General features: G+C 70.8%; 28 protein-coding genes and 2 pseudogenes. 11 read left to right on the top strand and 19 right to left on the bottom strand.

The annotated features are described in order from the left end of the window. Positions 1-22 precede the first annotated feature (22 nt). The gene (locus tag AB0G47_RS03835; RefSeq protein ID WP_135329399.1) at positions 23-250 is read right to left on the bottom strand and encodes a CarD family transcriptional regulator; all 228 of its coding nucleotides are present in this window, start codon (positions 248-250) and stop codon (positions 23-25) included. 291 nt (positions 251-541) lie between these two features. After that, complete coding sequence (locus tag AB0G47_RS03830) at positions 542-2,122, bottom strand: TROVE domain-containing protein (RefSeq protein ID WP_360763679.1); 1,581 nt, start codon at positions 2,120-2,122, stop codon at positions 542-544. Positions 2,123-2,563: 441 nt separating this feature from the next. Here AB0G47_RS03830 and AB0G47_RS03825 point away from each other — a divergent pair. From AB0G47_RS03825 to AB0G47_RS03815, 3 genes and pseudogenes are all read left to right on the top strand, one after another. Then, a pseudogene (locus tag AB0G47_RS03825) lies at positions 2,564-3,142 on the top strand (serine/threonine-protein kinase); the annotation flags it as partial. A 220-nt stretch (positions 3,143-3,362) separates the two neighbouring features. After that, positions 3,363-3,542: pseudogene (locus AB0G47_RS03820) on the top strand (hypothetical protein); the annotation flags it as partial. A 36-nt stretch (positions 3,543-3,578) separates the two neighbouring features. Next, positions 3,579-3,704 (top strand): hypothetical protein, encoded by a 126-nt coding sequence (locus AB0G47_RS03815; protein ID WP_360763677.1) that lies wholly within the window; start codon positions 3,579-3,581, stop codon positions 3,702-3,704. Here AB0G47_RS03815 and AB0G47_RS03810 read toward each other — a convergent pair. Next, positions 3,701-5,149 (bottom strand): alkaline phosphatase PhoX, encoded by a 1,449-nt coding sequence (locus tag AB0G47_RS03810; protein WP_360763675.1) that lies wholly within the window; start codon positions 5,147-5,149, stop codon positions 3,701-3,703. The two genes, AB0G47_RS03815 and AB0G47_RS03810, sit on opposite strands and share 4 nt — an antisense overlap. 154 nt (positions 5,150-5,303) lie before the next feature. On the opposite strand from AB0G47_RS03810, the gene AB0G47_RS03805 reads away from it, so the two are divergent. The 4 genes from AB0G47_RS03805 (at position 5,304) to AB0G47_RS03790 (ending at position 8,187) form a co-directional block, all read left to right on the top strand. Then, positions 5,304-6,071: an SDR family oxidoreductase gene (locus tag AB0G47_RS03805; protein ID WP_360763673.1), complete on the top strand. Its 768-nt coding sequence runs from the start codon at positions 5,304-5,306 to the stop codon at positions 6,069-6,071. A 179-nt stretch (positions 6,072-6,250) separates the two neighbouring features. Beyond that, positions 6,251-6,478, top strand: a complete 228-nt coding sequence (locus tag AB0G47_RS03800; RefSeq protein ID WP_266868367.1) for a hypothetical protein — start codon at positions 6,251-6,253, stop codon at positions 6,476-6,478. 79 nt (positions 6,479-6,557) lie between these two features. Continuing rightward, positions 6,558-7,712 carry a hypothetical protein gene (locus AB0G47_RS03795; RefSeq protein WP_360763671.1) on the top strand — a complete coding sequence of 385 codons (1,155 nt, stop codon included), beginning with the start codon at positions 6,558-6,560 and terminating at the stop codon, positions 7,710-7,712. 28 nt (positions 7,713-7,740) lie between these two features. Further along, on the top strand, positions 7,741-8,187 hold the full coding sequence (locus AB0G47_RS03790; protein WP_360763670.1) for a hypothetical protein: 447 nt from the start codon (positions 7,741-7,743) through the stop codon (positions 8,185-8,187). A 58-nt stretch (positions 8,188-8,245) separates the two neighbouring features. Here the strand turns inward: AB0G47_RS03790 and AB0G47_RS03785 are convergent, their stop codons facing one another. Beyond that, on the bottom strand, positions 8,246-9,706 hold the full coding sequence (locus AB0G47_RS03785; RefSeq protein ID WP_360763668.1) for a hypothetical protein: 1,461 nt from the start codon (positions 9,704-9,706) through the stop codon (positions 8,246-8,248). A 228-nt stretch (positions 9,707-9,934) separates the two neighbouring features. Between AB0G47_RS03785 and AB0G47_RS03780 the strand changes: the two genes are divergently transcribed. After that, positions 9,935-11,800, top strand: a complete 1,866-nt coding sequence (locus AB0G47_RS03780) for an endonuclease/exonuclease/phosphatase family protein (RefSeq protein WP_360763666.1) — start codon at positions 9,935-9,937, stop codon at positions 11,798-11,800. 3 nt (positions 11,801-11,803) lie between these two features. Here AB0G47_RS03780 and AB0G47_RS03775 read toward each other — a convergent pair whose 3' ends face one another. From AB0G47_RS03775 to AB0G47_RS03755, 5 genes are all read right to left on the bottom strand, one after another. Next, on the bottom strand, positions 11,804-12,547 hold the full coding sequence (locus tag AB0G47_RS03775) for an SRPBCC domain-containing protein (protein ID WP_360763665.1): 744 nt from the start codon (positions 12,545-12,547) through the stop codon (positions 11,804-11,806). 151 nt (positions 12,548-12,698) lie between these two features. Continuing rightward, positions 12,699-13,487, bottom strand: coding sequence for an SGNH/GDSL hydrolase family protein (locus AB0G47_RS03770; RefSeq protein WP_360763664.1), 789 nt, complete (start codon positions 13,485-13,487; stop codon positions 12,699-12,701). A gap of 66 nt (positions 13,488-13,553) precedes the next feature. After that, positions 13,554-14,339 (bottom strand): glucose 1-dehydrogenase, encoded by a 786-nt coding sequence (locus AB0G47_RS03765; RefSeq protein WP_360763662.1) that lies wholly within the window; start codon positions 14,337-14,339, stop codon positions 13,554-13,556. A gap of 65 nt (positions 14,340-14,404) precedes the next feature. Continuing rightward, complete coding sequence (locus AB0G47_RS03760; RefSeq protein ID WP_360763660.1) at positions 14,405-15,067, bottom strand: hypothetical protein; 663 nt, start codon at positions 15,065-15,067, stop codon at positions 14,405-14,407. Continuing rightward, positions 15,064-15,234 carry a hypothetical protein gene (locus AB0G47_RS03755; protein WP_360763658.1) on the bottom strand — a complete coding sequence of 57 codons (171 nt, stop codon included), beginning with the start codon at positions 15,232-15,234 and terminating at the stop codon, positions 15,064-15,066. Before AB0G47_RS03755 ends, AB0G47_RS03760 begins: the two co-directional genes overlap by 4 nt. Positions 15,235-15,415: 181 nt before the next feature. On the opposite strand from AB0G47_RS03755, the gene dapA reads away from it, so the two are divergent. Next, positions 15,416-16,309, top strand: coding sequence for a 4-hydroxy-tetrahydrodipicolinate synthase (gene dapA, locus AB0G47_RS03750; RefSeq protein WP_360763656.1), 894 nt, complete (start codon positions 15,416-15,418; stop codon positions 16,307-16,309). Between the two features lie 12 nt (positions 16,310-16,321). Here the strand turns inward: dapA and AB0G47_RS03745 are convergent, their stop codons facing one another. The 4 genes from AB0G47_RS03745 to AB0G47_RS03730 all read right to left on the bottom strand — a co-directional run bounded on the left by AB0G47_RS03745 (position 16,322) and on the right by AB0G47_RS03730 (position 20,517). Further along, positions 16,322-17,548 (bottom strand): WD40 repeat domain-containing protein, encoded by a 1,227-nt coding sequence (locus AB0G47_RS03745; protein WP_360763654.1) that lies wholly within the window; start codon positions 17,546-17,548, stop codon positions 16,322-16,324. Beyond that, positions 17,545-18,114: a SigE family RNA polymerase sigma factor gene (locus AB0G47_RS03740; protein ID WP_360763963.1), complete on the bottom strand. Its 570-nt coding sequence runs from the start codon at positions 18,112-18,114 to the stop codon at positions 17,545-17,547. The genes AB0G47_RS03745 and AB0G47_RS03740 overlap by 4 nt, the downstream gene beginning before the upstream one ends. A 169-nt stretch (positions 18,115-18,283) precedes the next feature. Then, the gene (gene dapD, locus AB0G47_RS03735; RefSeq protein WP_360763652.1) at positions 18,284-19,273 is read right to left on the bottom strand and encodes a 2,3,4,5-tetrahydropyridine-2,6-dicarboxylate N-succinyltransferase; all 990 of its coding nucleotides are present in this window, start codon (positions 19,271-19,273) and stop codon (positions 18,284-18,286) included. Further along, a complete protein-coding gene (locus AB0G47_RS03730) occupies positions 19,270-20,517 on the bottom strand; it encodes an MFS transporter (RefSeq protein WP_360763651.1) in 1,248 nt (415 codons plus the stop codon). The genes dapD and AB0G47_RS03730 overlap by 4 nt, the downstream gene beginning before the upstream one ends. 59 nt (positions 20,518-20,576) lie before the next feature. Here AB0G47_RS03730 and AB0G47_RS03725 point away from each other — a divergent pair, with 59 nt between their 5' ends. Further along, complete coding sequence (locus AB0G47_RS03725; RefSeq protein ID WP_360763649.1) at positions 20,577-21,467, top strand: winged helix-turn-helix transcriptional regulator; 891 nt, start codon at positions 20,577-20,579, stop codon at positions 21,465-21,467. Here AB0G47_RS03725 and AB0G47_RS03720 read toward each other — a convergent pair. Further along, positions 21,456-22,001, bottom strand: a complete 546-nt coding sequence (locus AB0G47_RS03720; RefSeq protein WP_360763647.1) for a TetR family transcriptional regulator — start codon at positions 21,999-22,001, stop codon at positions 21,456-21,458. The two genes, AB0G47_RS03725 and AB0G47_RS03720, sit on opposite strands and share 12 nt — an antisense overlap. Then, a complete protein-coding gene (locus AB0G47_RS03715) occupies positions 22,001-22,321 on the bottom strand; it encodes a multidrug efflux SMR transporter (RefSeq protein ID WP_266868340.1) in 321 nt (106 codons plus the stop codon). Before AB0G47_RS03715 ends, AB0G47_RS03720 begins: the two co-directional genes overlap by 1 nt. Positions 22,322-22,457: 136 nt before the next feature. On the opposite strand from AB0G47_RS03715, the gene AB0G47_RS03710 reads away from it, so the two are divergent. After that, complete coding sequence (locus AB0G47_RS03710) at positions 22,458-23,603, top strand: hypothetical protein (RefSeq protein ID WP_360763645.1); 1,146 nt, start codon at positions 22,458-22,460, stop codon at positions 23,601-23,603. Between the two features lie 61 nt (positions 23,604-23,664). On the opposite strand, the gene AB0G47_RS03705 is transcribed toward AB0G47_RS03710, so the two are convergent. The 4 genes from AB0G47_RS03705 to sufC are packed head-to-tail and all read right to left on the bottom strand — an operon-like array spanning position 23,665 to position 26,519. Beyond that, the gene (locus tag AB0G47_RS03705) at positions 23,665-24,000 is read right to left on the bottom strand and encodes a metal-sulfur cluster assembly factor (protein ID WP_135329414.1); all 336 of its coding nucleotides are present in this window, start codon (positions 23,998-24,000) and stop codon (positions 23,665-23,667) included. Beyond that, the gene (sufU, locus tag AB0G47_RS03700; RefSeq protein WP_360763643.1) at positions 23,997-24,473 is read right to left on the bottom strand and encodes a Fe-S cluster assembly sulfur transfer protein SufU; all 477 of its coding nucleotides are present in this window, start codon (positions 24,471-24,473) and stop codon (positions 23,997-23,999) included. Before sufU ends, AB0G47_RS03705 begins: the two co-directional genes overlap by 4 nt. 16 nt (positions 24,474-24,489) lie before the next feature. After that, entirely contained in the window at positions 24,490-25,758 is a 1,269-nt protein-coding gene (locus AB0G47_RS03695) for a cysteine desulfurase (protein WP_360763641.1), read from the bottom strand. After that, positions 25,755-26,519, bottom strand: coding sequence for a Fe-S cluster assembly ATPase SufC (gene sufC / locus AB0G47_RS03690; protein ID WP_160504343.1), 765 nt, complete (start codon positions 26,517-26,519; stop codon positions 25,755-25,757). Before sufC ends, AB0G47_RS03695 begins: the two co-directional genes overlap by 4 nt. Positions 26,520-26,521 lie beyond the last annotated feature (2 nt).

The raw sequence follows: 26,521 nt of genomic DNA, 5'->3' as shown, positions 1-26,521 counted from the left end.
TTGTCGTACGCAGATCAGGGACTCAGAGCTTGGCCAGCTTGGGGTACGGGCTCAGGAACCTTCCCTGGCGGCCGGCGAAGTCGATGACCACCGCTTCCTCGCCTTCGACTCCGACGATCCGTCCGAGTCCGTACTGGTCGTGCGAGACCCGGTCGCCCACGGCGAACTGCTCGATGGGCGGTGCGGGCGGCGGCGGAACGTTGAAGGGACTGTTCGGCAGGTGGCGTCGGGTACCGGGGGGCCTCGTCATGTCCTGAGTATGCGCCCCCGGGAGCCCGCCGCACCATGCTCCGAGCTCACACGGTCCTCACATCGGCATCAAACCGACACACAAACACGGCTTCCCCGTAGCGGTCCGTAGCCACTCCATCGCACCACGCGCACATTTGTGCCCCACGGGACTCCGTCAACGCCGATTTATCCCTTCCGGATCTCTCGTCGCATCCGTTCAGAAAAATCCGGCGGATCCGGTGCGGGGCGCGGTGGGCGGCCGCCAGGGAGTGCCGCCTCAGACCGCCCGCCGCTCGCCCCCTCCGTCACCTCACTTCACCCAGGGCCAGTCGCTCGAAGCCCCCTGCTCGAGCAGCTGCACCATGCGGAAGGCCGCGTCCGAAAGCCCGCCGAACACATGGCGGTTGCCCGTGCCGGACGCGCCGTGGCCCGCCTGGTAGCCCGCCAGGTTCCAGGTGTAGACCGGGATGTCCGCCGGAACCTGCTCGGTCGGGTCGCCGTGGTAGTTGTACGCCGCCTGCTCGTCGGTGACGATCAGGACCCGGTCGTGCTTCTTGTAGAAGCGGCGCACCGCCTCGGTGGTGTTCGTGCCGCCGAGGCTGCCGAAGCGGTCGAGCACCTTCAGGACGGACTCGCCCTTGCTGTACTTCACCCGGGCGCTGCTCGTGCCGAACTCGACCAGGTCCGCGTCCGCCGCCCGCAGTGCGAGCGCCGTGCCGAAGACCGCCGCCGCGTCCGCGCGGTTGAGCTGCGAGCGGGCCGAGAGCGGCGACCACATCGATCCGGACCGGTCGACCAGGATCAGCGAACGGCCGGGCAGCGCGGGCACGTTGGCCAGCGAGTGGCCGAGCGCCTGCTCCAGCGGGTACGACCACCGCAGCGACGGCGCGTGCTGGTACGCGGCGAGGTAGCGGAAGGGGAACTGCCGCGACTTCGCGACCTCCGCCGGGTCGGCGAGCTTCGCCGCGACGCCGGCCGCCACCTCGTCCGAGACGCCCGCCTCGTCGAAGTTGCGCAGGTTGCGGACGAGCGCCATGGCGCCCATGGACGGAATCACGGCCTCCCAGGCCGCCTTGTCCATCGGACCCTGCAGCCAGCCCGCGAGCGCCTCCCAGGTGATGCCCGCGGCGGCGAGCCGCTCGGCGCCGCCCGCACCGGTCACCACGGCGCGCCGCTCGGCGACGGGCACCGCCATCAGCTCGCGGTGCGCGCCCAGAATGCGGGCGGACGCGGGCGGGACAGCGGTGTCCGGGTTGTGCCGGCGGTCGAGGGCGTACTGGAAGAGGTCGCCCTGCCACGGCTTGTCCGGGTCGGGCGCGGCGTGCACGAGGTTGAGGATGTCGCCGAAGCGGTAGCCCTTGGACGCCGTGTCGTACTTCAGCAGTGCCTTCTCGCCGTACATGCGGCGTACGGCGTCGGCGATGCCGCGCTTGACGGGCTTGGGGATGCTGCGGCCGTACGTCGCCGTCCAGTAGCCGAGCAGCTCGCCGGGCTCGTCCGGGCGGCGCAGCACGGAGGCGACGACCTGGCGGTTGGCGGGGCCTTCGGTCACGTTCGCGTCGAGGCGCGCCTTGACGTACTCGGCGGCGCCGACGAGCGAGGCCGTGCGCATGTTGCCGTCGCCGCGCAGCCAGCCGAGCAGGCCCGCGGTCCACTCCGGGTCCTCGACGGCGAGGCGGCGCACCAGGGCGGCGAATCGGTCGTCGCGGTCATCGCCGGTCTCGTAAAAGGTCTGCTGGGACACGAAATTCGCGACCGCGAGCAGGAAAAGCTCGGAACGCGGGTCACGGAGATGCCCTCGGCCGCCCTCGTGGGTGCGGGTGGTGCGGCCGGTCGACTTCACCGCCGAAGTGACGAGAGCCTTCGCGGACTTGGTGTTGAAGCGTGCCATGAGAATTCCCCCGAATTCCGAAGTACGACGGGGGAGGCAGCACAGCGCGAGGGCGCGCCGCAGGGCGCGCACCGGCTGTTGAGGCCTCCCGAGATCAAAGTGGCGGCGGCATGGATTCTTTGAAGGAAGTAGCCGCTGCGTGCGCACCGGGAGGTGCGAAACATGTGAAGTTCAGGTGTCCAGAGTTCCGGTTCGGCTGAACTGACGATGGTGCTCTAACCCCTGAGCTACTCCGGCCTGTTGGTGCCGGAGACGGGACTCGAACCCGTCCGCTCCCCATTATGAGTGGAAGTAAGTCCTGCCTTCGCACCTGGACGAGCTTCACTTTAGGAGAGCGAACTGGCGGGGCACCAATGCTTTTTCGGTGCAACCGTACGATGACTCGCAGGCGTCGCACAGATCGTCCGGAGGGGTGGTCGATGCGGAGGGGGATGCCGGGGCATGGCACAGTCCACGCGGGGTGAGCCGGTCGAGCTCGGCGGGTTCATCGTGGCGCGGCTCGGCGAGGGCGGGATGGGGCGTGTGCACCTGGCGCGTTCGGCGTCGGGGCGGCTCGCCGCAGTCAAGACGGTGCATGAACACCTGGCCGTGGAGGCCGAGTTTAGGGAGCGGTTCCGCCGCGAGACCGTCGCCGCGCGCGCCGTCGCGGGCCCCTTCACCGCGGCGGTGCTCGACGCCGATCCGGACGCCGAACGGCCTTGGCTCGCCACGGAGTTCTGCGCGGGCCCCGATCTGACGGCCGCTGTCGCCGCGCACGGGCCCCTCGGGCCGGCCGAACTCGCCACGCTGGGCGCGGCCCTCGCGGAGGCGCTGTCCGGGGTGCACGCGGTGGGGCTCACGCACCGCGACCTGAAGCCGTCGAACATCCTCATCACCCGCGACGGCCCCAAGGTCCTCGACTTCGGCATCGCGAAGAGCGCGGCCGACGAGAGCCTGACCGCCGCCGACGAGGCCATCGGCTCGCCCGGTTTCATCGCTCCGGAACAGCTCGCACGGGACGGCGAACCGGGCCCCGCCGCCGATGTGTTCGCCCTGGGCGCGGTCCTCGCGCTGGCCGCGACGGGGCGCGCCCCGTTCGGTACGGGCGGCGCCCCCGCGGTCCTGTACCGCACCCTGCACGACGAGCCGGACCTGGAGGGCGTCCGGGCACCGCCTGGCCCACGTTTCTGGCCCGCTGCCTGGCGCGTGACAGCCCCGCTGGCACTTCCCCACCGCCGGGCTCGGCGCGAGCTGGCGGTGGCTGCCCGGCGGCGGGCACGGCCCCGTCACCGCCGACGGCGTCCTGCTGCACTGGACGAACGAGAAGACCCTGCAGGCCATCGACCTCAGCAGTGGCAAGGGCCTGTGGCTCGAGACGTTCGGCGCGACCGCGCAGGTCCCCCCGGCCGTCGCGGACGGCACCGTCTACGCCGCCGCGGGCGGTGTCTGCAAGGCGCTGGCCCTGAGCGGCGGCACGGTGCGTGAGCAATGGCCGGTCGGCGGCGAGATCACCGACCTCGCCGCCGATTCGTCCGGCTGGTACGCGCGCGTCGACAACGACTCCGTGCGCGCGGTCAACGCCCCCGGCCGGTCCCGGTCCTAGCCGCGCTGCCTCCGCCACGGCCCGGTGATCGCCAGCAGGATGCCGGGCGACTGGATGTTGGCGTAGAGCGTCTTGCCGTCGGGCGAGAACGTGACGCCGGCGAACTCGCTGTAGGAGGGCTTCTCCGGGGTGCCCGCGTTGAGGTCGTTACGGGCGATCGGGTACGTGCGGCCGCGGTCGGTCGCGCCGAAGAGGTGCTGGATGCCGTCGCCGTCCTCGGCGATGACCAGGCCACCGTACGGGGAGACCGTGATGTTGTCCGGGCCGTCGAAGGCGCCGTCCTTGCCGGGGTCCTGGTTGACGCCGATGAGGACCTTCAGGGTCAGGGTGCGGCGGGCCGGGTGGTAGAACCACACCTGTCCGTCGTGGTGGACGGGGCTCTCGTCACGGGCGTACGACGCGACGATGTAGACGCCGCCGTCGCCCCACCACATGCCTTCGAGCTTGCGGGCACGCGTGATGTCGCCGTCGTCGAACTGCTCGCGCACCGGGACCGTGCGGGCGTCGCGGTCGGGGACCTCCACCCAGTCCACGCCGTACACCGTGCCGATCTTGGTGGCGCGGGACAGGTCGTCCACGAAGCGGCCGCCGGAGTCGTAGCACTTGGGGGCCTTCAGTACGCCGGCGTCGTCGGCCAGGGTGCGCAGCTTGCCGCGGCCGTGCTCGAAGCCCTTCGGCGGGGTCCAGCGGTAGAACAGGCCGTTGGGCTTGGAGGCGTCCTCGGTGAGGTAGAGGTGACCGCGCTTGGGGTCGACGACGACGGCCTCGTGGGCGTAGCGGCCGAGCGCCTTGATGGGCTTGGGGTCGCGGTTGGCGCGCTTGTCGAGGGGGTCGACCTCGAAGACGTAGCCGTGGTCCTTGGTCATGCCGTTCTCGCCGGCCTTGTCCTCGGTCTCCTCGCAGGTGAGCCAGGTGCCCCAAGGAGTGCTGCCGCCCGCGCAGTTGGTGGCGGTGCCGGCGATGCCGACCCACTCGGCGACCTGTCCGTCGCGGCGGACCTCGACGACGGTGCAGCCGCCGGACGCGGCCGGGTCGTAGACGAGGCCCTCGGTGAGCGGGACCGGGTGCTTCCACTTGGAGCGGGGGCCGCTCAGCTCGTGGTTGTTGACGAGCAGGGTCACACCGCGCGGGCCCTCGAAGGTGGCCGTGCCGTCGTGGTTGGACGGCGTGAACTCGCCGGTCTCCAGCTTCGTCTTGCCGCTGTACGTGAGGACGCGGTACGAGAACCCGGCGGGCAGCGCGAGCAGGCCCTTCGGGTCGGGGACGAGCGGACCGTAGCCGGGGGCGCCGTACGGCGCATCGGCGCCTTCCGCGTCCACGCCTTCCGTCTCGGTGGCGGCGAGCGCACCGGGTGCGGTGGCGAGCGCGCCGACGCTGCCGGCCAGCGCGACCCCCGCGCCGGTGATCGCGGAGCGTCTGGCGAAGTCCCTGCGGGTGAGCGGCATGATCTCTCCAAAGGCGCGTACGAGCGGACTACGGACGGGCTGCGTGGGGCTCGGTCGCAGGCGGCGAGGATCGGCCGGGCTGCTGTCGGCGTCACGTTCCCGCTCACGTATAAACAGCGGTTGAACACCGTCCGACGTCAAGGGGCTTCCTTCCATGAACCTGCCAGCCACCGGCCGCCGTGTCCTGATCAGTGGAGCCTCCCGAGGCCTGGGGAGAGCCGTCGCGCAGGCCTTCGCGGAGAACGGGGACCGCGTCGCGGTGCACTACGGATCGCGTGAGGAGGAGGCGCGCGCGACCTTCGACTCGCTGGAGGGCGACGGACATGTGCTGGTGGGCGGCGACCTGTCGGATCCGGCGGGTGCGGCGGACGTCGCGGGGCGGGCCGCCGACGGGCTCGGCGGCATCGATGTCCTGGTGAACAACGCCGCTGTGAACCTGCCGCATCCGCTCGCCGACACGTCGTACGAGGACTGGGCGGGGCTGTGGCAGCGGCATGTGTCCGTGAACCTCCTTGCCACGGCGAATCTCAGCCACCTGGCTGCCCGCCGGATGATCGACCAGGGCTCGGGCGGCCGGATCGTGAACATCGGCTCGCGCGGCGCCTTCCGCGGGGAGCCGGACCATCCCGCCTACGGGGCGACGAAGGCCGCCGTGCACGCGCTCGGCCAGTCCCTCGCGGTGTCGCTCGCGCCGTACAAGATCGCGGTGGCCTCGGTCGCGCCCGGCTTCTTCGAGACCGAGCGGGTGGCACACCGGCTCAGCGGGGCGGAAGGCGCGGCGATCCGTGCGCAGAGTCCGTTCGGGCGGGCGGGGACGGCGCAGGAGATCGCGGCGGCGGTGCTGTGGCTGGCGTCGCCGGTCGCCGAGTGGGCGTCGGGCTCGGTGCTCGACCTCAATGGCGCTTCACATCTGCGTACGTGAACGTCTGCGTACCTGAACGTCCGCGCGCCTGAGCAACAGGTTGGAAGAATCTTCGTAAAGAAGGTCAACAGGCGCGGATCACCCGTAAAGCCAAGATTTCGTGCGGTACGCCTTGACCCGCGATCCACACCGCAATAGACATCACCTACCTGCATCACCCGTTGGGGGAGGCGAGCCGCGTGGACGCACAGCAGGCACGCAGCCTCCATGAGGACCGGCTGATGAAGCTGGCCAATGTCACCGGAGTCGGCATCGGAAAGGACGAGCACTCGGGCGCGGACGTGATCGTCGTGTTCGTCACCCGCACAGTGCCCCGCGACCGGCTCCGTGACGAAGACGTGATTCCGGATCGGCTCGAAGGCGTCCCCGTACGTGTGCTCGCCATCGGCGAGACCGCGGCGCAGTAGGACGAGGCGCAGCGGGACGACCTGCGCAAGCGGCCCGGAACTCCACCCTTCAACCAAGGGGAAGAGGTGGTCTGGCGTGGTGAGCCAGCCCGAATTGATGCGAGGACCCACCGGCGGTCAGCTCAGTGACAGCTCACGTCAGCAGGCGACAGGGGACTTCCTGGGCCCCCAGACGTCGCTGGCCAACGTCGTCGGCTTCGGCCACGGCGTGAAGTGGATCAACGGCGAGCCCACGGGCGAACCCGCGGTCATCGTGTTCGTGACCCAGAAGGTTCCGGAGTCCATGCTCCCGGAGCGGGACGTGATCCCCTCCCAGATGGACGACGGCACCCCCACCGACGTCGTCGCCGTCGGCCATGTCGCCGCACAGCGGCAGCAGCGCAAGTCGGGCCGCACCGAGGACCGTTCGGTGACGTACGGCCCCGACGGCAGTGTGAGCGAGCAGCTCGGCGGCCTTTCGCAGCCCATGCTGGAAGAGCTCGCCGGACTCGGCGCGTTCGAGCCGCAGCTCCTCAAGCGCCGGATGCGCCCGTGCCCCTCCGGCTTCTCGGTCGGCAACGTACGGGTGACGGCAGGCACGCTCGGCAGCGTGGTCTACGACTTCCTGCCCGGCGCCTCCGTCGACCCGCCGGGCTCCGGCCTCGGCGTACCGGCGAAGTTCTACATCCTGTCCAACAACCACGTGCTCGCCGACTCCAACCGCGCCCAGCTGGGCAGCGCGATCGTGCAGCCGGGGATCTTCGACGGCGGCCAGGACCCAGCCGACCGCATCGCGACCCTGGAGCGCTTCATCACGATCCAGTTCGCCCCGCAGATCCCGCTGGAGCGGCACAACAACGTCGTCGACGCGGCGCTCGGCACCGTCGACTTCCAGGACGCGACCCGTGAGACGTACTTCAGCGGTGCGCCGCGCGCCTGGCGCCGCAAGGCGAACGTCGCGGTCGGCGACCTGGTGAAGAAGACCGGCCGCACGACCAACATCTCCTTCGGCCGGATCATCGCCGTCGACGCGACGATCGACGTCAACTACGGCACGGCGGGCACGGCCCGCTTCAAGGACCAGATCCTGACGACGAACATCTCGGCGGGCGGCGACTCGGGGTCCCTGGTGACCTCGCTCGACAACGTCGCGCTCGGCCTGCTGTTCGCCGGTTCCTCGACCGTGACCGTGCTCAACCACATCGAGAACGTCCGCGCGCTGCTGCGGGTCGAGGTCTCCGAGCAGCTGGCCTGACCGGTCGCACCACGAGAGGAGGGTTTTCATGACCACTCAGGCACGTAAGCAGAAGGGCCAGGCCCGCGCGGAGCACCGCTTCCACAATCCGCAGGGCGCCGAGGTCAAGACGCGCGACGAGGCGTTCGCCGCGCCCCAGGAGGTGTCCGCCGAGGCGGTCTCCACCGCTTGCAAGATGGAGCTGCACAGCGGCACGTTCACCTTCGCCATCGAGGTGAAGTACAACCCGAACACCTACCCGCACGTGGTGACGGGCGGCCAGATCACCGCCGGCATCTGCGGCGCGCCGTGGGACATCACGGGCGGCTTCATCGGCGACACCATCCGCCTGGACGCCAAGCGCGCGGGCCAGGGATCGTGCGCGAACACGATCACGATCGTCGGCGAGTACCAGAACCCTCCGGCGTACCGGGGGACGTACGGCTTCGACGGTGCGACGTCGTCGTTCAAGCACACGACGCTGTATCAGTGCTGAGCTGAGCCGGATGCGGGCCGGGCTGAGAGCTTCAGCCCGGCCCGCGTCTGCCGAGGGATCAAATCCCTTGCTGCGAACGGGCCTTGAAGGCCGCCTTCCGCGCTTCCTTCGCCACCTTCTTGTCCGGGTGCAGCCGCCCCATCGCCTCCAGGACATCGGCGGTGGCCGGGTGCTCGACCCGCCAGGCCGCCGCGAAGAACCCGCTGTGCTGCTCGGAGAGGCCCTCGACCAGACCCTGCAGCTCGTCCGAGTTGCCCTCGGCGGCGAGCTGCGCGGCGATCGTGTCGATGGTCAGCCAGAACACCATCGCCTCGGACGGCGCGGGCACGTCCGCGGCCCCGTGCTCGGCCAGCCACACCCGGGCGAGCCCGCCGAGCTCCGCGTCGTCGAGCACCTCCCGCAGCGCGGGCTCCGCCTCCACACCCACCAGCGACAGCGCCTGCTGGCACCGCAGCCTGCGCAGCGGCGCGCCCTCGTCGCCGCCGCGTGCCGCGGCCAGCAACTCCCGTGCCGCGTCCAGCGGTTCGTGCCGGGCGAGCCACAGCTCGATCTCGGCCTGCGCGGCCGCCTGCGGGAAGCCGGCCGTCCCGTCGAGCAGCGTGTCGGCGCCCTTGTCCGCGAGGTCACCGACGGCGGGCGCGTCGACGCCGGCCTCCAGCATCCGCGCCCGGACGCCGTACAGGCCGAGCGGCGTCAGGCGGACCAGGCCGTACCGGGACACGTCCTCGTCGTCCTCCGGCAGCGGCGCCTCCGCCTCGTCGATGTCGACCATCAGTGCCTCGTCGACCGGCTGGTACTCGACGAGGCCAAGGGGCTCGAAGAGCCGGAACTGGTCGTCGAGCTTCATCATCGCGTCCGACACCTGCTCCAGGACGTCGTCCGTGGGCTCCCCCATGTCGTCGGGCACGATCATCGAGGCGGCGAGCGCGGGCAGCGGCACCGGCCCTTCGTTCCCGGCGGCGTCGCTGACGGTCAGCAGATACAGATTGCCGAGCACACCGTCGAGGAAGTCGGCCTCGGCCTGCGGGTCCCAGCCCAGCTCGTCGAAGTCGACCTCGCCGTTCTCCTCCAGGACGTCGAGGAGGTTGTCCATGTCGGGCACGGTCGCGTCCGCGTACACCGTGTCCAGGGCGCCGAGCCAGACCCCGAGGACGTCCTGCGGGCTGCCGGACGTGAGCGCGGCGAGGTCCTCGCCGAGGGTCACCGTGCCGAGCGCGTCCTCGCCCTCCGCCTCGTCGCCGTCCGTGACCTCCACCAGGCCCGTGTCGACGGCGACGCGCCAGGCCTCACTGGCGTACGCGGCGGAGTCCGGGTCGTCCGTGTCCAGGCCCAGCTCCGCCGCGGCGGCCGGCAGCTGCTCGTCGATCAGTTCGCCGCCCGCCCCGACCCGTGTGTCGGGGCCCGCCCAGCGGGCGAGCCGCGCGGCGCGGGACAGCAGCGGTGTGGCGAGCGCGGCCCGCGCGAGTTCCGCTTCGGGGTGCAGCAGCACCGGCGGCAGGGTGGCGGGACTTACGGACATCGGCTGGTTCTCCTCCGAGGCAAAGCAAACGGTTCGGCTGAACAGAAGCCTAGACGGATATGGACCCATGCCGCCCGGTTCATGTCCCTGTCAGAAGACATACATGGCGAGAACACCCGCCGAACCTTGACAACTCCCCTGGCCACACAAGAGATTGACGCGCGTAGAGTCCCGGGCGCCCGCCGGCCCGGTACTGCGTACGTACCCTCACCCACCCGGAGTCCCCACATGCCGCTCATACCCGGTGCCACCCGGCCCACCGTGAGATCCGCCGCGATCGCCACCGTCGTCGCCACCGCACTGGCCGCCGGTCTGCTCGCCGCGACCTCGTCCGCCGCCTCCGCCGACGAGGTCCGCGTCCACGACATCCAGGGCACCACCCGCCTCTCGCCCCTGAACGGTCAGCAGGTCACGGACGTGACGGGCATCGTCACGGGCGTGCGCTCCTACGGCTCCAAGGGCTTCTGGATCCAGGACCCGAAGGCCGACTCGGACGCCGCGACCAGCGAGGGCGTCTTCGTCTACACGGGGTCGGCGGCCCTGACGGTGAAGACCGGTGACGCCGTCCGCGTCTCCGGCACGGTCGCCGAGTACGTGCCCGGCGGCGCCGCGTCCGGCAACCAGTCCCTGACCCAGCTCACCAAGCCGACGGTGACCGTCGATTCGTCCGGCAACGCGCTGCCCGCGCCGGTCACGGTGGACGCCAAGAAGGTGCCGTCCGCGTACGCGCCCGACGGCGACCCGGCGAACGGCTCCAGCATCAACGCGCTGCCGCTGAAGCCCCGCTCGTACGCCCTCGATCTGTACGAGTCCCTGGAGGGCATGAACGTCCGGGTCGGCACCTCGCGCGTGGTCGGCGCCACCGATCCCTACAACGAGCTGTGGATCACCGTGAAGCCGCGCGAGAACGCGGACCGGCGGGGCGGCACCGTCTACGGCTCCTACACGGCGCAGAACACCGGACGGCTGCAGATCCAGCAGCTGGCGCCGGTCTCCGAGCAGCCGTTCCCGAAGGCGAACGTCGGCGACGTGCTGTCCGGTGGCGCCGAAGGACCCCTGGACTTCAACCAGTTCGGCGGCTACACCCTGACGGCGCGCACCCTCGGCAAGGTCACCGACAAGGGGCTCGTACGCGAGAAGACGCGGCGCCAGGCCAAGGGTGAGCTGGCCGTGGCGACGTACAACGTGGAGAACCTCGACCCGACCGACCCGCAGAAGAAGTTCGACGCGCTCGCGGGCGCCGTCGTCTCGAACCTCGCGTCGCCCGACATCCTCGCCCTGGAGGAGATCCAGGACGACAACGGCGCCAAGAACGACGGGACCGTCTCGGCGGAGGCGACCCTGAAGAAGTTCACGGACGCGATCGTCGCCGCGGGCGGGCCCCGCTACGAGTGGCGGTCCATCGCCCCGGAGAACAACAAGGACGGCGGGGAGCCCGGCGGGAACATCCGTCAGGTGTTCCTCTTCAACCCGGAGCGGGTGTCCTTCACCGACCGGGGCGAAGGGGACGCGACGACCGCCACGGACGTCGTCGCCTCGTCCTCGGGCGGACGGGCCGAGCTGACCCTCTCACCCGGGCGCATCGACCCCGCGAACTCCGCCTGGGCGGACAGCCGCAAGCCGCTGGCCGGTGAGTTCAGCTTCCGGGGGCGGACCGTGTTCGTGGTCGCCAATCACTTCGGCTCGAAGGGCGGCGACGAGGGCCTCACGTCGCACCACCAGCCGCCGGTGCGCTCGTCGGAGGAGAAGCGGGTGCGGCAGGCGCAGGCCGTGAACTCCTTCGTGCGGGACGTACGGAAGGTGCACAAGAGCGCGGACGTGATCGTGCTCGGGGACGTGAACGACTTCGAGTTCTCCGAGACGACGAAGACCCTGGAGTCGGGCGGCGCGCTGAAGTCGGCCGTCAAGTCCCTTCCCCGGTCCGAGCGTTACTCGTACGTGTACCAGGGGAACTCGCAGGTCCTCGACCAGATCCTGACCAGCCCCGGAGTGGGGGGTGCCGGGGACTTCGCGTACGACAGCGTGCACATCAACGCGGAGTTCGCCGAGCAGAACAGTGACCACGACCCGCAGGTGCTGAGGTTCCGTCCGTAGGGCCTAGGCGTACAGCCTGTCCAGCCAGTCCCGCCAGGCCAGTTCGGTGCCCTTGGGGTCGGTGTGCGCCGCGAAGTCGTGGACGCTGACGGCCACGGGGGCGCCGAAGCGGTTGCGGCCGAAGAAGCGGTACAGCGCGGTGTCCGTGCGCAGGCCGATGAAGTGGGACGTCCGGAAGTCGACCACCGCGTCGAGCGAGCCGCCGGGGGCGTCCACGCGTACGCGGGCGCCCTCCCGGGCGTCGTCGGGCAGCCCCAGATGGCGGCCCAGCTTGATGAAGGCGTCCGGGGTCTTGGCGGACGGCGGGCCCTCCAGGGTGGTGAAGGTGGCGGTGCGGCCCGTGAAGTGGGTCAGGTACTGGCGCAGGGTGTGCAGATAGAAGTCGGTGTGCTTGCTCGCCCCGTCGTACTGGTTGGCCCAGTCGTCGGTGAAGACGCCGCTGTGTACGTAGCGGACCCAGGAGCGGCGGCCGCCGTCGCGGGGCTCGATGGTCTGGTCGAGCTGATTGAGGACCTGGCCGTCCGGCAGACCTTCCGGACCCTCCACCCGTCCGGTGAGGCGGTGCGGGGGATCCCAGCGGGTGACGGTGCCGCCGAAGGGGGCGGCCCCGCCTTCGCGGGGTTCGTACCGCATGGGCCACAGCCAGCCGCCGGCGCCGGTGGTGAGCGCGTCCCAGACCTCCACGGGCGAGGCATCGACCTCAAACTCCCGCGCAATCTCGAACTCCTTGCCACTGCTGGTCGTCATGGCGACTCCCTCGTGATGGTGGTTCCTTCTATGTCGCCCCGGCTGTGGGCAGGCGTTCTATGTCGCCCCGGCTGTGGGCAGTCGTTCCGCAGGGCGGAACGGGTGGGCACAGCCCCCAGCTGCCGGGCAAGCGATGCACGAGGCGCCCGCCTCACGGCGCCCGCTCAGACATCACCACCGGCCCAAGAACCGGCCGCTTCGCCTCCCTCCCGTCCCCAGAGGAACGCCCCCGCAGCCGCCGCCAGGCCCACGGCCCCATGAACCCCGCAAACCACCGCGCCTCCACCACCGCCGCCCGCAGCGGCGAAACCGCCGGAGGCGTCGGCAGCGGCCGCAGCCAGTCCTCGTGCCCCGGAATGCCGAGCGCGTCGGCCATGCCGGCGGCGATCCGCGCATGCCCCAGCGGACTGGCATGCAGCCGGTCGGCGCACCACAGCCGCGGATCGGTGGTGATCCGGTGCGGGAACGTGTCGAAGACGACGACGCCGTGCCGGTCCGCGGCCGCCCTGATCCGCGCGTTCAGATCGAGCACCCGCGGCATCGCCCGGCGCGCGAGCGGCGAGATCCGCCCGATGTCCGGGAACGTCACCGTGGCCACCCGCGCTCCCGCCGCGGTGAGCTCGGTGAACATGTCCTCGATGTCGCGGGCCACCCCCGCGGCGTCGAAGCCGGGCCGCACCAGGTCGTTCATGCCCGCCATGACCGTGACCAGGTCCGGCTTGAGGGCCAGCGCGGGGGCGAGCTGCTCCGCCTTGATGCCCGCGGTCAGCCTGCCCCGCACGGCGAGGTTGGCGTACCCGATGTCAGGGTTGGCATCGGCGAGCAGCTCGGCGAGGCGGTCGGCCCAGCCGCGGTAGCCGTGGGCCTCGTCGCCGTCCCCGATCCCTTCCGTCTGGCTGTCGCCCATCGCGACATAGCGCGCGTACGGATGTGTGCTCATGGCCTGAGCCTCCTCTGACGGGCGGGGGTCGTCAACGCGGTCGCGGGGGCGGCCCGTCGGCGAGGGTCACAGAAGGTGGCCGCCGCCGTCCACCAGCAGGACCTCGCCGGTGATGTACGAGGCGTTGGCCAGGTCGAAGACGGCGTCCGCGATGTCCTGCGGCCTGCCCACGCGGCGCAGCGGAAGCCTGGCCGCCGTCTCCTCCATCGCGGACTCGATGCCCTCGACCCCGTCGAACCACGGGGTGTCGATCATTCCGGGCGCGACCGCGTTGACCCGTACGTCCGGGCCGAGGGTCTTGGCCAGGAGCTTGGTCATGTGGTTCACGGCGGCCTTGCTGACGGAGTACGGGATGGAGCTGCCGCCGGGGCGGACCCCCGCCTGCGAGGAGATCGTGACGACGCTGCCCGCGCCGCTCGCCCGCAGGTGCGGGACGGCGGCCGTGATCGTCTGCCATACGCCGATGACGTTGATGTCGTAGAGCTCGCGCCAGACCTGGGGGTTCGCGGACTCGAAGTCGTCGTGGGCGATGAAGCGGGTGGCGCCCGCGCAGTTGACGAGGATGTCCAGGCGTCCGTAGGTGTCGACCGCCGTCCGGACCAGGCGTGCGGCGTCGGCCTCGTCGGCGACGTTCGCCTGAACGTAGACGGCATCGGGGAGTTCGGCGGCCAGTTTCTCGCCGGCCTCGACCGAGTTGGCGGAGTTGACCACGACGCGGATGCCCGCCGCGGCGAGGCGCCGGGCCACCTCCGCGCCGATGCCCGATGACGACCCCGTCACCAGCGCGACGCGCTTGTCCTGTGCCTGTGCCTGTTCCTGTGCCTGCGTTCGGTTGTCGTTGTTGTTGCTCATCAAGCCTCATGTCTTGTCATGTCGGCCTGTCACGCCCCGCGCCGATCATGCCAGACAGTGCGCGGCTAGTTCCGTTCCCCCTTCGCCAGTCGCGCCAACTCCCCCTGGAACACGTCGAGTCGGGCCTGCAGCAGCGCCGCCTCGGCGAGGAGCTCGGGCACCCCCATGCCCTGAGGAGGCGCCCCGGACCCGGGCCGCGCCCCCAGGACCGTGAGCCCCTCCCCGGCGATCCGCGCGAACTCCGTGAGCCGCAGCGACGTACGCCCGCCCGCGCACACCCCGCACGCGCTCTCGAGCACCTGCCATCCGGGCCTGCCCCACCCGGCGTCCACGAGCAGCGAGGCCCGCGCCCCGCAGCCGCACGGCCGCACCGTCGCCGTGCGCACGCGCTGCCGCGCATACCGGAAGCCGCGCTCGAAGCGGATGTACGCGCCGAGCACCGTCACTTCGAGCAGCGCCGCCCTGTGATGTTCGGCGGTGCAGAGGAACGCCTCGGCCGCGGCGCGTTCGTGGACGCAGTGGAAGCCGCAGTCGCAGCGGCGGTGCGGGGCCGCGTGCCGTCTGCCGTAGACGCAGTGCGCCTCGTCGAGCACCGCGTAGGGCAGGGCGGCGCCCAGGGATACACCGGTGAACCCGGCCCGGGTGCCGTCCTGGGAAAGCACCGGGTGGGCGATCTTGTATCCGGTCGGCGGCTCCTTCGGGCGTTCCTCGGGGAGCCGCAGCCTCATCGGGTGGCCGGCACCTCGACCGGGGCCTGGATCTCTTCGACCCGTTCGGGATCGAGCACCGCGTCCTCGATCCGCTCTTCGACCCGCTCTTCAACCCGCTCTTCGACCCGCTCTTCTCGCGGCTGCTCATCGGCGATACCGGTGGCGAGTGCCTTGCCCAGCCTCATGACGCCTCCTGTGCCCGGCCCTGCGGCCGTCCGTCGACTACCGTCCCGCCATGGTGGCCCATACGGGGGCGAGTTGGCACTAGTGCCCGCCGGGTTCGGCGTCCACCTCGTAGCGTTCCTGCCCCGTATCTCGTAGCAGAATTAAGTGGAGCTTCACGGCCGTCGTGCCGACACTGCCCCTATGACCTCACCCTCATCGGCTCCTGTCTTCGGCCGCGCTCTCTGCGCGATGGTCACGCCCTTCACGGACGACGGTCTGCTCGACCTGGACGGCGCGCAGCGGCTCGCCGCGCGTCTGGTGGACGGCGGCTGCGACGGGCTCGTGCTGTCCGGCACCACCGGCGAGTCCCCCACCACGTCCGACGGCGAGAAGTCCGCGCTCGTACGGGCCGTCGCCGAGGCCGTCGGTGACCGGGCCACGGTCGTCGCGGGGGTCGGCAGCTTCGCCACACGGCACACCGTCGAGCTGGCACTGCAGGCCGAAAAGGCGGGCGCGGACGGCCTGTTGGTGGTCACGCCGTACTACAGCAAGCCCCCGCAGGCCGCCGTCGAGGCGCACTTCCGCGAGGTCGCCGACGCCTCGGGTCTGCCGCTCGCGCTGTACGACATCCCGGGCCGCACCGGGACACGGATCGAGCCGGAGACGATGCTGCGGCTGGCCGAGCATCCCCGGATCGTCGCCGTGAAGGACTGCGCGTACGACCTGATGGGCACTCAGAAGGTGCTCGCCCGCACGGACTTGGCGTATTACACGGGCTGCGACGAGTACATCCTGGCGATGTACGCGATCGGCGGCGCCGGATACATCAGCACGGTGGCCAACGCCGTGCCGCGCCAACTCCGGGCGATCATCGACGCGTTCGACGCGGGAGACACGACCGAGGCTCAGCGGCTTCAGCAACGGGCCATGGAGCTCATCGAGTTGATGATGGGCGCGGGTCTGCCCGGCACGGTGACCTCCAAGGCGGTGCTCGGCGCGCTCGGTCTGCCCGGCGGTCCGGTGCGGGCACCGCTGCTGCCCGCCGGCCGCGAGGCGACCGACGGGCTGATGACGGCGTACGAGGCGCTGCGATAGCTCCGCCGGGGGTCAGCGGGCGGCGAACATCGGCGTCCAGCGGCCCGGATAGTCGTCCGACGCCTTGCGGAAGTCGCTGAGCGGCACGACCTTCTTGCTGTCGACGGTGACCAGCACGAGCTGGTTGCGGAACTCGCCCTTCCCGCTGCACTTCTCGGGGTCGCAGCCCCACGCGATCAACCGCTTGTTGTCGGCCCAGGCGAGCTGCTGCTGCCCCGGCACCGTGGTGATCTTCTTGCCGGTCCTCGGGTCGAGGACTGGTGAGCCCTTGTCGTTGCCGTCGCTCGCGAGCAGCTTCCCGTCGGGCGAGAGACCGGCCTCGGGCCAGCCCGCGTACCGCTCGGCGGCGGGCGCCTTCGTCTTCTTGCCCTCCGGCGTGTACCAGGCGCGGTTCTCGCCGTCGGCGCCCGCCGCCAGCTGAACGTAGAGCAGCTTGCCGTCATGGCTCCAGCGCAGGTCCTCGCGCGAGTTGCCTTCGAAGAAGCCGAACTTGCCGGCGGCCTTCTGCGGCAGCTCGCGGAACGGGCCCACCTCGCCGGACGGGGCGTCGACGACGAAGAATCCGGTGCGGCTGCCGTGCCGCTGGGGCGGGTTCTTGGGGTGGTCGTCGGGCAGGTCGATCAGCCGGTCGGGGTTCTTGCTGTACGCGGTGGCGACCAGTTTGCCGCCGTCGGGGGACCAACTGACCCCCGCCACCGGGTGGTTCACCGGGATCCAGCGCTCGACCTTGCCGGTGATCAGGTCGAGGATCCCGATGCGCCGGGCGGGCAGTTCGCCCTCCAGGACCGCGGCGGTGCGCATGCCCGGCGCGACATCGATCCAGGCCCACTTCTTGGAGGCCTTCTTGTACGTCCCCGTCTTCTGGTCGAGCAGACCGTACGTACGGGTGGTGAGCTTGTCGCCGCCCGGCTGCTCCGTCGTCCGGGTGGTGTAGAACGCGGCGAGCGCGGTGCTCCCCGCGGCGATCAGGTCGCGGGGCGGCGACTGGTCGGGGTGGGCGACGACATCGCCGGTCTGGGCGTCGCTCGCGGGGCGTACGTCCTCGCCGCCGGAGTCCAGCGCGGGCACGGCCACCGCGGCCGCGACCGCCGCGGCCGTGGCGACCGCGAGGCCCGCGATGGTGCGGGTCCTGCGGCGGCGCCTGAGCGCAAGGACCCGGTCGGCGAACCCGTCCGGGGGCCGCACGCCGTCGCCCGCCTGCTCCCGGAGCGACTCGCGCACCACTTCTTCCACGTTCACGGCTTTACCTCCACGGACGACACGGGCGAGTAGTCGGGGGACGGCCGGCGGCCTGGGCCGGGGTCAGGACCGTCGAGCGCCGCCAGTTCCGGCGCGAGGCCGCGCAGCTTGGCGAGCGAGCGGTGCGTCGTGCTGCGCACGGTGCCGACCGAGCAGCCGAGCAGCCGGGCGACATCCGCCTCCGGCAGGTCCTCGAAGTAGCGCAGGACGAGCACGGTGCGCTGCCGCGTGGTGAGCCGGGCGAGCGCCGCCCGCATCACGATGCGCAGCTCGGCGGCGCCCGCGCCGTCCCCCACGGCGCTCTCCGGCGGCTCGGCGACGGCCAGTTCGCGCCGCGGCCACTTCAGCCGCCAGCGGCCGACCTGCTGCCGGTAGAGGATCTGCCGTACGTACGCCTCGGGATCGTCGATCCGATGCCACCGGCCCGCGGCCTTGACCAGCGCGTTCTGCAGCAGGTCCTCGGCCGCGTGCCGGTCGCCGCCGCTGAGCAGCACGGCGGTCCTCAGAAGTGCGGCCGACCTGTTGTCCACGAACTCCCGGAAGCTTTCCTGGCCTTCGGCATCCATCGCCACCTTCTCGTCTCCTGCGTTCCGACGGGCCTCACTGCCCCTCTGCCCGTGATGACGCGCGCGGCGCCGCCCCGCTATGCCTCGCCTGTGTATCTGTCCCTACATACGCGTGGGCGGCCCGCACCGGTTTCGGTGCGGGCCGCCCACGCGGAGTGTGTGGCGTACGTCAGTTGTGGCTGTGCAGGACGTCGTTCAGGCCGCCCCACACCGCGTTGTTCGGGCGGGCCTCGACGGCGCCGGAGACCGAGTTGCGGCGGAAGAGGATGTTCGAGGCGCCGGAGAGCTCGCGGGCCTTGACGATCTGCCCGTCGGGCATGGTGACGCGGGTGCCCGCGGTGACGTACAGACCGGCCTCGACGACGCACTCGTCGCCGAGGGCGATGCCGACGCCGGCCTCGGCGCCGATCAGGCAGCGCTCGCCGATGACGATGCGGACGTTGCCGCCGCCGGAGAGGGTGCCCATGGTGGAGGCGCCACCGCCGATGTCCGAGCCGTCGCCGACGACGACACCGGCGGAGATGCGGCCCTCGACCATGGAGGTGCCGAGCGTGCCCGCGTTGAAGTTCACGAAGCCCTCGTGCATGACGGTGGTGCCCTCGGCGAGGTGCGCGCCGAGCCGGACGCGGTCGGCGTCGGCGATGCGGACGCCCTTGGGTGCGACGTAGTCCGTCATGCGCGGGAACTTGTCGATGGAGGTCACGGCGAGGTGCAGGCCCTCGGCGCGGGCGTTGAGCCGGACCTTCTCGACGTCGTCCACGGCGACCGGGCCGAGCGAGGTCCAGGCGACGTTGGCGAGCAGGCCGAAGACGCCGTCCAGGCTCTGGCCGTGCGGCTTGACCAGGCGGTGCGAGAGCAGGTGCAGACGCAGGTACGCGTCGTGGGCGTCCAGCGGCTTCTCGTCGAGGGACGCGATGACCGTACGTACGGCGATGATCTCCACGCCACGGCGGGCGTCGGGGCCGATCGCCTTGGCGGCACCGTCGCCGAGCAGCTCCACGGCGCGCTCGGCGGTGAGCCGCTCGGTGCCGGACGGGCCCGGCTCGGCGGCGAGCTCGGGCGCGGGGAACCAGGTGTCGAGGACGGTGCCGTCGGCGGTGACGGTGGCAAGGCCTGCGGCGACGGCGCCGATGGTGCGGGAAGCGTTCGTGTCGGTCATGGGGAAAACCTAACCGGCCGGGCGCCGCGCGGGCGAACCGGTCTCAGGGACCGGGCCGGGGGACCGCCGGGGCCCTGCTCCGGGGCGGACCGCCCGGCGACGAGGACGGCGCACCCGGCCGCGCCCGCGAGAGCCGCGCACAGCGGCCAGAGCAGCCCCGGCGCCACGGAGTACAGCGCCCCGCCGAGCGGCGCCGAAAGCACGACACCGCTGACCGAGACCCCCGAGTACAGGCTCTGGAAGCGGCCCTGCGCATGGGCGGGCGCATGGTCGGCGACGTACGCGGTGGCCGGAGTCTTGTAGAGGACCTCGCCCGCGGTGAGCAGCAGCATCATGGCCACGGCGGTGGCGACCGAGGTGCCGATGACGAGCGCGGCGTACCCCGCGCCGACCAGGAGCAGCCCGGCCCCGACGATCCGCAGCGGCGCGCGGCCGCGCAGGGCGAGGGTGGCGGGGAGTTCGAGGAGCAGGATGACGCCGCCGTTGATCGCGAGGAGCCAGCCGTAGACGCCGGTGTCCAGGCCGTGGCGTGCGAGGTCGACGGGGAGCGTCGAGTACTGCTGCCGGTAGACCAGGTCGGTGACGAGGATCGCGCCGAGCAGGACGAGGACGGTGGGGCGCTGTCGCAGCGCGGCGAACACCCCGGGGCCCGGCTCGGCCGTTCTGGCGGCGCGCACGGCGCCGTGCGCGGGCAGGACGCGCCAGGCGTACGCGGCGAAGGCGAGGGTGCCGAGCCCGTCGACGACGAAGAGCAGGCCGTACGAGGCGTGCGCGATGATCAGCGCGCCCAGCGGGGGCCCGACGGTGAATCCCGCATTGGCCGCGAACCGCGTCACGGCGAAGGCCTGGCGCCGTCCGCCCTCGGGCACGGTGACCGCGACGAGCGCGCCGTTCGCCGCGCGCACGCATCCTCCGGCGTACTGGCTCAGGGTCGGCACCACGTACAGCAGGGCGAGCGGGAGAACGGGCAGCGCGAGCACGCCCGCGCCGCTGATCAGCGATCCGATGAGCAGGATCCTGCGGTGGCCGTACCGGTCGCCGAACCAGCCGCCGGTGAAGTTGCCCGCGACCATGCCCGCCCCGCCCATGCCGCTGATCACCCCGGCCTGGGCGACGGAGAGGCCGCGCTCGTCCGTCAGGTAGACGAAGAAATAGACGAAGGTGAAGGCGACGACCATGTTGAAGAAGCCGCCGGCGGCCAGCAGCCACACGGTTCTCGGTACGTCACGCAGGCTGCGCAGCATGCCACCCCCAGCAAGACAGTGAGTTCCTTTTGGGAACGGACTATGTCAGCATGGGGGCCATGGCGCAACGGACCCGGCTCGACGACGACCACTGCGCCATCGCGCAGGCCCTGGACGTCGTGGGCGACTGGTGGACCCTCCTGATCGTGCGCGACGCGGCCCGCGGCCTGCACCGCTTCGACGAGCTGCAGCGTGAACTGGGCGTGTCCCGCAAGGTGTTGACCGAGCGGCTGCGCCTCCTGGTGGACGCGGAGGTGCTCACGCGCGTCCCCTATCAGGACCGTCCGGTACGCCACGAGTACCGCCTGACGCCACGCGGCCGCGCGTTGCTGCCGGTCCTGGTCGCCCTCCAGGACTGGGGCGACACCTGGGTGATGGGAGAGGGAGAGACGATGGCGACCGCGGCGGAGGTCTCCATGGAGGCACAGCGGGTCCACGAGCTCCTGGGCACACACCTGCCCGAGCTCCAACTCCTCGGCGGGGACGGGGAGTTCAATGACCCGGTGGCCGCCACCACCCCGTACACCGTCTTGTACTGCTTCCCGGGCGCCTACGCCCGCAAGGACGCCTACCCGCCCGACTGGGCCGAGATCCCCGGCGCCCAGGGCTGCACGCTGGAGTCCTGTACCTACCGCGACCGGCTCGCCGAGTTCACCGCGGCGGGCGCGACGGTCCACGGGGTTTCCACCCAACGCCCCGACGAACAGCGGGCGTTCGCCGAGAAGGAGCGGCTGCGCTTCCCGCTCCTCTCGGACGCGGACCTGAACCTGACGGCGGCGCTGCGCCTGCCGACGTTCCGCGCGGCCGGGGTGAGCCGGCTGAAGCGGCTGACCCTGGTGGTGGACCGGGACCGAGTCGTGCGGGACGTGCAGTACCCGGTCACGGATGTCACGGCGAGCGTCGACGCGGCACTGGCGACGGTCGGCCGCCTGCGACGGTCAACCGGCTGACCGAACAATCCGGCTGAACGCCTCGCGCGCGTACTCCTCGTCGTACCGCGCGTCCGTGAGCAGGACCTCCAGACAGATGCCGTCCATGAGCGCGGCGATGGCCCGCGCGGTGACGGCGTCGGTGCGCTGTTCCAGGACCTCCGCGAGGCCCACGCCGCACTCGGCGGCGACGGGCCGCAGGGCGGGCTTGCGCAGGGCGGCCAGATAGAGCTCGTACTCCAGCTCCACCTCCGTGCGATCCCCCGCGAGCCACTCCCCGAGCAGTGCGGCGAGCTCACCTGCGAGATCGGCCCGCGGGTCCTCGAAGGCGCTCCGCGCGGCGACCGCCTTGGCGAACCCCTCATTGGCCTGCCGCAGCGCGGCCACCATCAGCTCGTCAAGTGTCTTGAAATGATAGGTCGTTGACCCGAGCGGCACATCCGCCTCCGCGGCGACCGAGCGATGACTGAGCCCGCCGATCCCCTTCTGCCCTACCACCCGGATCGCGGCGTCGATGATCCGCTGCCGCCGCTCGGGGTCGTACCTGCGGGCCATCAGTGCGCACCTCCGAGATTGAGCACGACGACGCCCGCGATCACGAGCGCGATCCCGGAGACCTTGACCAGGCTCGTCGACTCCCCAAGGAACAGCATCCCGATTCCGGCGACCGCGGCGGTCCCTATCCCCGCCCAGATCGCGTAGGCGGTCCCCACGGAGAGCGTCTTCAGCGTCTGCGCGAGGAGGGTGAACGCGATCAGATATCCCGCGACGGTGATCAGCGAAGGCCAGAGCCTGCTGAACCCTTCGCTGTATTTCATGGCCGTCGTCCCGGCCACCTCCGCCGCGATCGCCGCGGCCAGCAGTCCGTATCCCATGCGTACGAGTGTACATAACGTTGTGTACGGGCGTACGCAAAGCCGGACGGCAAACCGGCTAAGGTGACGCGATCACTGTGGGGGGCCACAGCGAGCACACGCGGAACACCGCACGAAGCTACGGAGCACAAGAGCGATGTCAGACACATCGGGGTGGGGACCACAGGCGCCTTACGGCGGGCCGCCGGGGCCGTACGGGCCGCCGGGGCCGTACGGGCCGCCCGGGCCCTACGGCGGGCCACCGCCCGGCTGGGGCTGGAACGGCAGCGGCTGGGCACCCCTGCCCCCGCCGCCCAAGCCGGGCGTCATCCCCCTCGCGCCGCTCGGCGCGAACCACATCATCGGCGGCGCGTTCGCGACGATGCGGCGCTACGCCAAGCCGCTGTTCGGCACCGCCGCCGCGGCCTACGGCCTGCTCGCCGTCGTCCTCGTGGCCGGGGCGGGGCTCGCCTACGCCGCGACCCAGGACCACGTCCGCGCCGTGTACGAACCGGGCACGGACTTCACCTGGGACGACGGCAGGCCGATCCTGGTCGCGTTCGGCCTGGTGTGGCTGCTGTTCATGCTCGCCACGCTGGCCGTCAACTCGTTCATCCAGGCCGCCTGCGCGGCCACCCTGCACGAGGCGGTGCTCGGCCGCCCCGCGACGTTCGGCGCGGTCTGGCGCAGGGCGTGGTCACGGACGCCGTCCGTGGTGGCCGTGACGCTCTTTCTCTCCTTCATCCTGATGCTGCCGGTGGCCGCGTTCGCACTGGTCCTCTTCTCCATCGTCTTCCTGATGATGACCCAGTCGCTCATCCCCATCGGCCTGGTCTTCCCGCTGTTCCTGGTGACGATGCCGCTCGCGGCCTGGCTGTACGTCCTGTTCGCCTTCGCCCCGGCGGCCGCGGTCCTCGAATCAGCGGGCCCCTTCACGGCGTTGCGGCGCTCCGTACGTCTGGTGCGCGGCTCCTGGTGGCGCACCTTCGGCATCTCGCTGCTCGCGGGCCTCATCGTCCTTGGGGTGTCCCTCGCGCTGCGGCTCCCCCTGCAGTTCGCGGCCCCGACACCGCCCCCGGTGGACCCGGACGACTCCGCGTCGGCCTACTTCCTGGACCAACTGCGTTCCCAGTTCGGCCTGTACGCCGTCCTCGGCCTGGTCGGCAGCTTCCTCACCCAGCTGGCCGCCACGGTCTTCCTCCCCCTGGTGACCGCCCTGCTCTACATAGACCGCCGCATCCGCAAGGAGGGCCTGGCCCACACGCTGACGGAGGCCTCGACGGCCCAGCCGACCTCCCCCTAAAAGCAGTTCGGCCCCCTGCGCCATAAGCGCGGGGGGCCGAATCAGCCGTATCAGTGGTGTCTCAGACGTTGAACCCGAGCGCCCGAAGCTGCTCGCGACCATCGTCCGTGATCTTGTCCGGGCCCCACGGCGGCATCCAGACCCAGTTGATCCGCAGCTCGTTGACGATGCCGTCGGTGGCGGACTTCGCCTGGTCCTCGATGACGTCCGTCAGCGGGCAGGCCGCCGAGGTGAGCGTCATGTCGATCGTCGCGATGTTCGCGTCGTCGATGTGGATGCCGTAGATCAGGCCGAGGTTGACGACGTCGATGCCCAGCTCGGGGTCGACGACGTCGTACAGCGCCTCGCGCACCTCTTCTTCGGAGGCGGGCTTCGTCAGCGTCTCGTTCTCGCTCATGCGGTCTTCCTCTCAGCGATCCCGGCTCCGGCGCTCTCCAGCGCCTGGGCCGTCGCGTCCTTCCACGCCATCCAGCTCAGCAGAGCACACTTCACACGCGCCGGGTACTTCGAGACCCCCGCGAACGCGACCGCGTCCTCCAGGATCTCCTCCATCGCGTCGTCCGGCTCCAGCTTGCCCTTGGACTGCATCAGCTCCAGGAACACGGCCTGGATCTTCTGCGCCTCGGCGAGCTCCTTGCCGACAAGCAGGTCGTTCAGGACGGACGCGCTGGCCTGGCTGATGGAGCAGCCCTGGCCCTCGTACGACACGTCGGCGATCGTCGACCCGTCGTACCTGACGCGCAGCGTGATCTCGTCGCCGCACGTCGGGTTGACGTGGTGCACCTCGGCGTCGCCATCACGCAGACCGCGCCCGTGCGGGTGCTTGTAGTGGTCCAGGATGACTTCCTGGTACATCGAATCCAGCTTCACGTTCCCAGCCAGCCCCTCAGCCGAAGAAGTTCCGTACGTGCTCCAGGCCGTCGATCAGCGCGTCGATCTCGCCGGGCGTGGAGTACAGATAGAACGACGCTCGCGTGGTCGCAGGAATTCCGTAGCGGAGGCAGACGGGGCGGGCGCAGTGGTGACCCACACGGACCGCGATGCCTTCCTCGTCCAGGACCTGGCCCACGTCGTGCGGGTGGATGTCGCCGAGCGTGAAGGAGATCGCGGCGCCGCGGTCCTCCGCCGTGGACGGACCGATGATCCGGAGGTCGGGGACCTCCAGGAGGCGCTTCACCGCGTACTCGGTGATCGCGTGCTCATGCGCGGCGATCTTGTCCATGCCGATCGCCGACAGGTAGTCCACGGCCGCGCCCAGGCCGACGGCCTGGGAGACCGGGGGCGTGCCCGCCTCGAACTTGTGCGGCGCGGGAGCGTAGGTCGACGAGTGCATCGACACGGTCTCGATCATCTCGCCGCCGCCGAGGAACGGCGGCAGGTCCTCGAGGAGCTCCTGCCGTCCCCACAGCACGCCGATGCCCGTCGGGCCGAGCATCTTGTGGCCGGTGAAGGCCACGAAGTCGGCCTGCAGCGCCTGCACGTCGAGCACCATGTGCGGGGCGGCCTGCGAGGCGTCGATCAAGACGAGCGCGCCGACCTCCTGGGCGCGGCGGACGATCGCCTCGACCGGGTTGAGCGTGCCCAGGATGTTCGACACGAGCACGAAGGAGACGATCTTCGTCTTCTCCGTGATGATCTCGTCGATGTTGGACAGGTCGAGCCGGCCGTCGTCCGTGAGACCGAACCACTTCAGCTTCGCGCCCGTGCGCTGCGAGAGCAGCTGCCACGGCACGATGTTGGAGTGGTGCTCCATCTCCGTGATGACGATCTCGGTCTCGTGGTCCACGCGGTAGGGCTCGTCGGCCCAACCGAGCATGTTGGCCACGAGGTTGAGCGACTCCGAGGCGTTCTTGGTGAATATCACCTCGTCGCGGCTCGGCGCGTTGATGAACGCCGCGACCTTGTCACGGGCGCCCTCGTACAGCGCCGTGGCCTCCTCCGCGAGGACGTGCACGCCGCGGTGGACGTTGGCGTTGTGCTTCTCGTAGTACTCGTTGAGTACGTCGAGCACCTGGCGCGGGGTCTGGGACGTGGCCGCGTTGTCCAGGTAGACGAGCTTTTTGCCGTCGTGGATCGTGCGATCCAGGATGGGAAAGTCCTTGCGGATCGCCTCGGTGTCGAGGAGGCCGGAGAGCCCCTGGTGGGCCAACGTCACGCTGATACGCCACCCTTCGTGTAAGCCTCGTAGCCCTCGGCCTCGAGCTTGTCGGCGAGCTCCGCGCCGCCGGACTCGGCGATGCGGCCGTTCGCGAAGACGTGCACGAAGTCGGGCTTGATGTAGCGCAGGATGCGCGTGTAGTGCGTGATCAGCAGGGTGCCGACCTCGCCCGTCTCACGGACGCGGTTGACGCCGTCCGAGACCTGACGCAGGGCGTCGACGTCCAGACCGGAGTCCGTCTCGTCGAGGATCGCGATCTTCGGCTTGAGGAGCTCCATCTGCAGGATCTCGTGGCGCTTCTTCTCACCGCCGGAGAAGCCCTCGTTCACGTTGCGCTCGGCGAAGGCCGGGTCCATCTGGAGCTGCTCCATCGCGGACTTGACCTCCTTCACCCAGGTGCGCAGCTTGGGGGCCTCGCCGCGGATCGCGGTGGCCGACGTACGCAGGAAGTTGGAGACCGAGACGCCGGGGACCTCGACCGGGTACTGCATGGCCAGGAACATGCCGGCGCGGGCGCGCTCGTCGACGGACATCTCCAGGACGTCCTCGCCGTCGAGGGTGACGGTGCCCTGCGTGATCGTGTACTTGGGGTGTCCCGCGATCGAGTACGCGAGGGTGGACTTGCCGGAGCCGTTCGGGCCCATGATGGCGTGGGTCTCGCCCTGCTTCACGGTCAGGTCGACACCCTTGAGGATTTCCTTGGTGCCGTTCTCGACCTCGACAGTGACGTGCAGGTCGCGGATTTCAAGCGTTGCCATGT

Source organism: Streptomyces sp. NPDC021622, from assembly GCF_040640795.1.
Taxonomy (GTDB): Bacteria; Actinomycetota; Actinomycetes; order Streptomycetales; family Streptomycetaceae; genus Streptomyces.
This window is presented reverse-complemented; position numbering and strand designations above follow the sequence as displayed.

What these genes read in the sequence shown, in the direction of transcription:
- AB0G47_RS03835 (WP_135329399.1), bottom strand. Translation starts at nt 250, where the DNA reads ATGACGAGGCCCCCCGGTACCCGACGCCACCTGCCGAACAGTCCCTTC.
- AB0G47_RS03830 (WP_360763679.1), bottom strand. Translation starts at nt 2,122, where the DNA reads ATGGCACGCTTCAACACCAAGTCCGCGAAGGCTCTCGTCACTTCGGCG.
- AB0G47_RS03810 (WP_360763675.1), bottom strand. Translation starts at nt 5,149, where the DNA reads ATGCCGCTCACCCGCAGGGACTTCGCCAGACGCTCCGCGATCACCGGC.
- AB0G47_RS03805 (WP_360763673.1), top strand. Translation starts at nt 5,304, where the DNA reads ATGAACCTGCCAGCCACCGGCCGCCGTGTCCTGATCAGTGGAGCCTCC.
- AB0G47_RS03790 (WP_360763670.1), top strand. Translation starts at nt 7,741, where the DNA reads ATGACCACTCAGGCACGTAAGCAGAAGGGCCAGGCCCGCGCGGAGCAC.
- AB0G47_RS03785 (WP_360763668.1), bottom strand. Translation starts at nt 9,706, where the DNA reads ATGTCCGTAAGTCCCGCCACCCTGCCGCCGGTGCTGCTGCACCCCGAA.
- AB0G47_RS03780 (WP_360763666.1), top strand. Translation starts at nt 9,935, where the DNA reads ATGCCGCTCATACCCGGTGCCACCCGGCCCACCGTGAGATCCGCCGCG.
- AB0G47_RS03775 (WP_360763665.1), bottom strand. Translation starts at nt 12,547, where the DNA reads ATGACGACCAGCAGTGGCAAGGAGTTCGAGATTGCGCGGGAGTTTGAG.
- AB0G47_RS03770 (WP_360763664.1), bottom strand. Translation starts at nt 13,487, where the DNA reads ATGAGCACACATCCGTACGCGCGCTATGTCGCGATGGGCGACAGCCAG.
- AB0G47_RS03765 (WP_360763662.1), bottom strand. Translation starts at nt 14,339, where the DNA reads ATGAGCAACAACAACGACAACCGAACGCAGGCACAGGAACAGGCACAG.
- AB0G47_RS03760 (WP_360763660.1), bottom strand. Translation starts at nt 15,067, where the DNA reads ATGAGGCTGCGGCTCCCCGAGGAACGCCCGAAGGAGCCGCCGACCGGA.
- AB0G47_RS03755 (WP_360763658.1), bottom strand. Translation starts at nt 15,234, where the DNA reads ATGAGGCTGGGCAAGGCACTCGCCACCGGTATCGCCGATGAGCAGCCG.
- dapA (WP_360763656.1), top strand. Translation starts at nt 15,416, where the DNA reads ATGACCTCACCCTCATCGGCTCCTGTCTTCGGCCGCGCTCTCTGCGCG.
- AB0G47_RS03740 (WP_360763963.1), bottom strand. Translation starts at nt 18,114, where the DNA reads ATGGATGCCGAAGGCCAGGAAAGCTTCCGGGAGTTCGTGGACAACAGG.
- dapD (WP_360763652.1), bottom strand. Translation starts at nt 19,273, where the DNA reads ATGACCGACACGAACGCTTCCCGCACCATCGGCGCCGTCGCCGCAGGC.
- AB0G47_RS03730 (WP_360763651.1), bottom strand. Translation starts at nt 20,517, where the DNA reads ATGCTGCGCAGCCTGCGTGACGTACCGAGAACCGTGTGGCTGCTGGCC.
- AB0G47_RS03725 (WP_360763649.1), top strand. Translation starts at nt 20,577, where the DNA reads ATGGCGCAACGGACCCGGCTCGACGACGACCACTGCGCCATCGCGCAG.
- AB0G47_RS03720 (WP_360763647.1), bottom strand. Translation starts at nt 22,001, where the DNA reads ATGGCCCGCAGGTACGACCCCGAGCGGCGGCAGCGGATCATCGACGCC.
- AB0G47_RS03715 (WP_266868340.1), bottom strand. Translation starts at nt 22,321, where the DNA reads ATGGGATACGGACTGCTGGCCGCGGCGATCGCGGCGGAGGTGGCCGGG.
- AB0G47_RS03710 (WP_360763645.1), top strand. Translation starts at nt 22,458, where the DNA reads ATGTCAGACACATCGGGGTGGGGACCACAGGCGCCTTACGGCGGGCCG.
- AB0G47_RS03705 (WP_135329414.1), bottom strand. Translation starts at nt 24,000, where the DNA reads ATGAGCGAGAACGAGACGCTGACGAAGCCCGCCTCCGAAGAAGAGGTG.
- sufC (WP_160504343.1), bottom strand. Translation starts at nt 26,519, where the DNA reads ATGGCAACGCTTGAAATCCGCGACCTGCACGTCACTGTCGAGGTCGAG.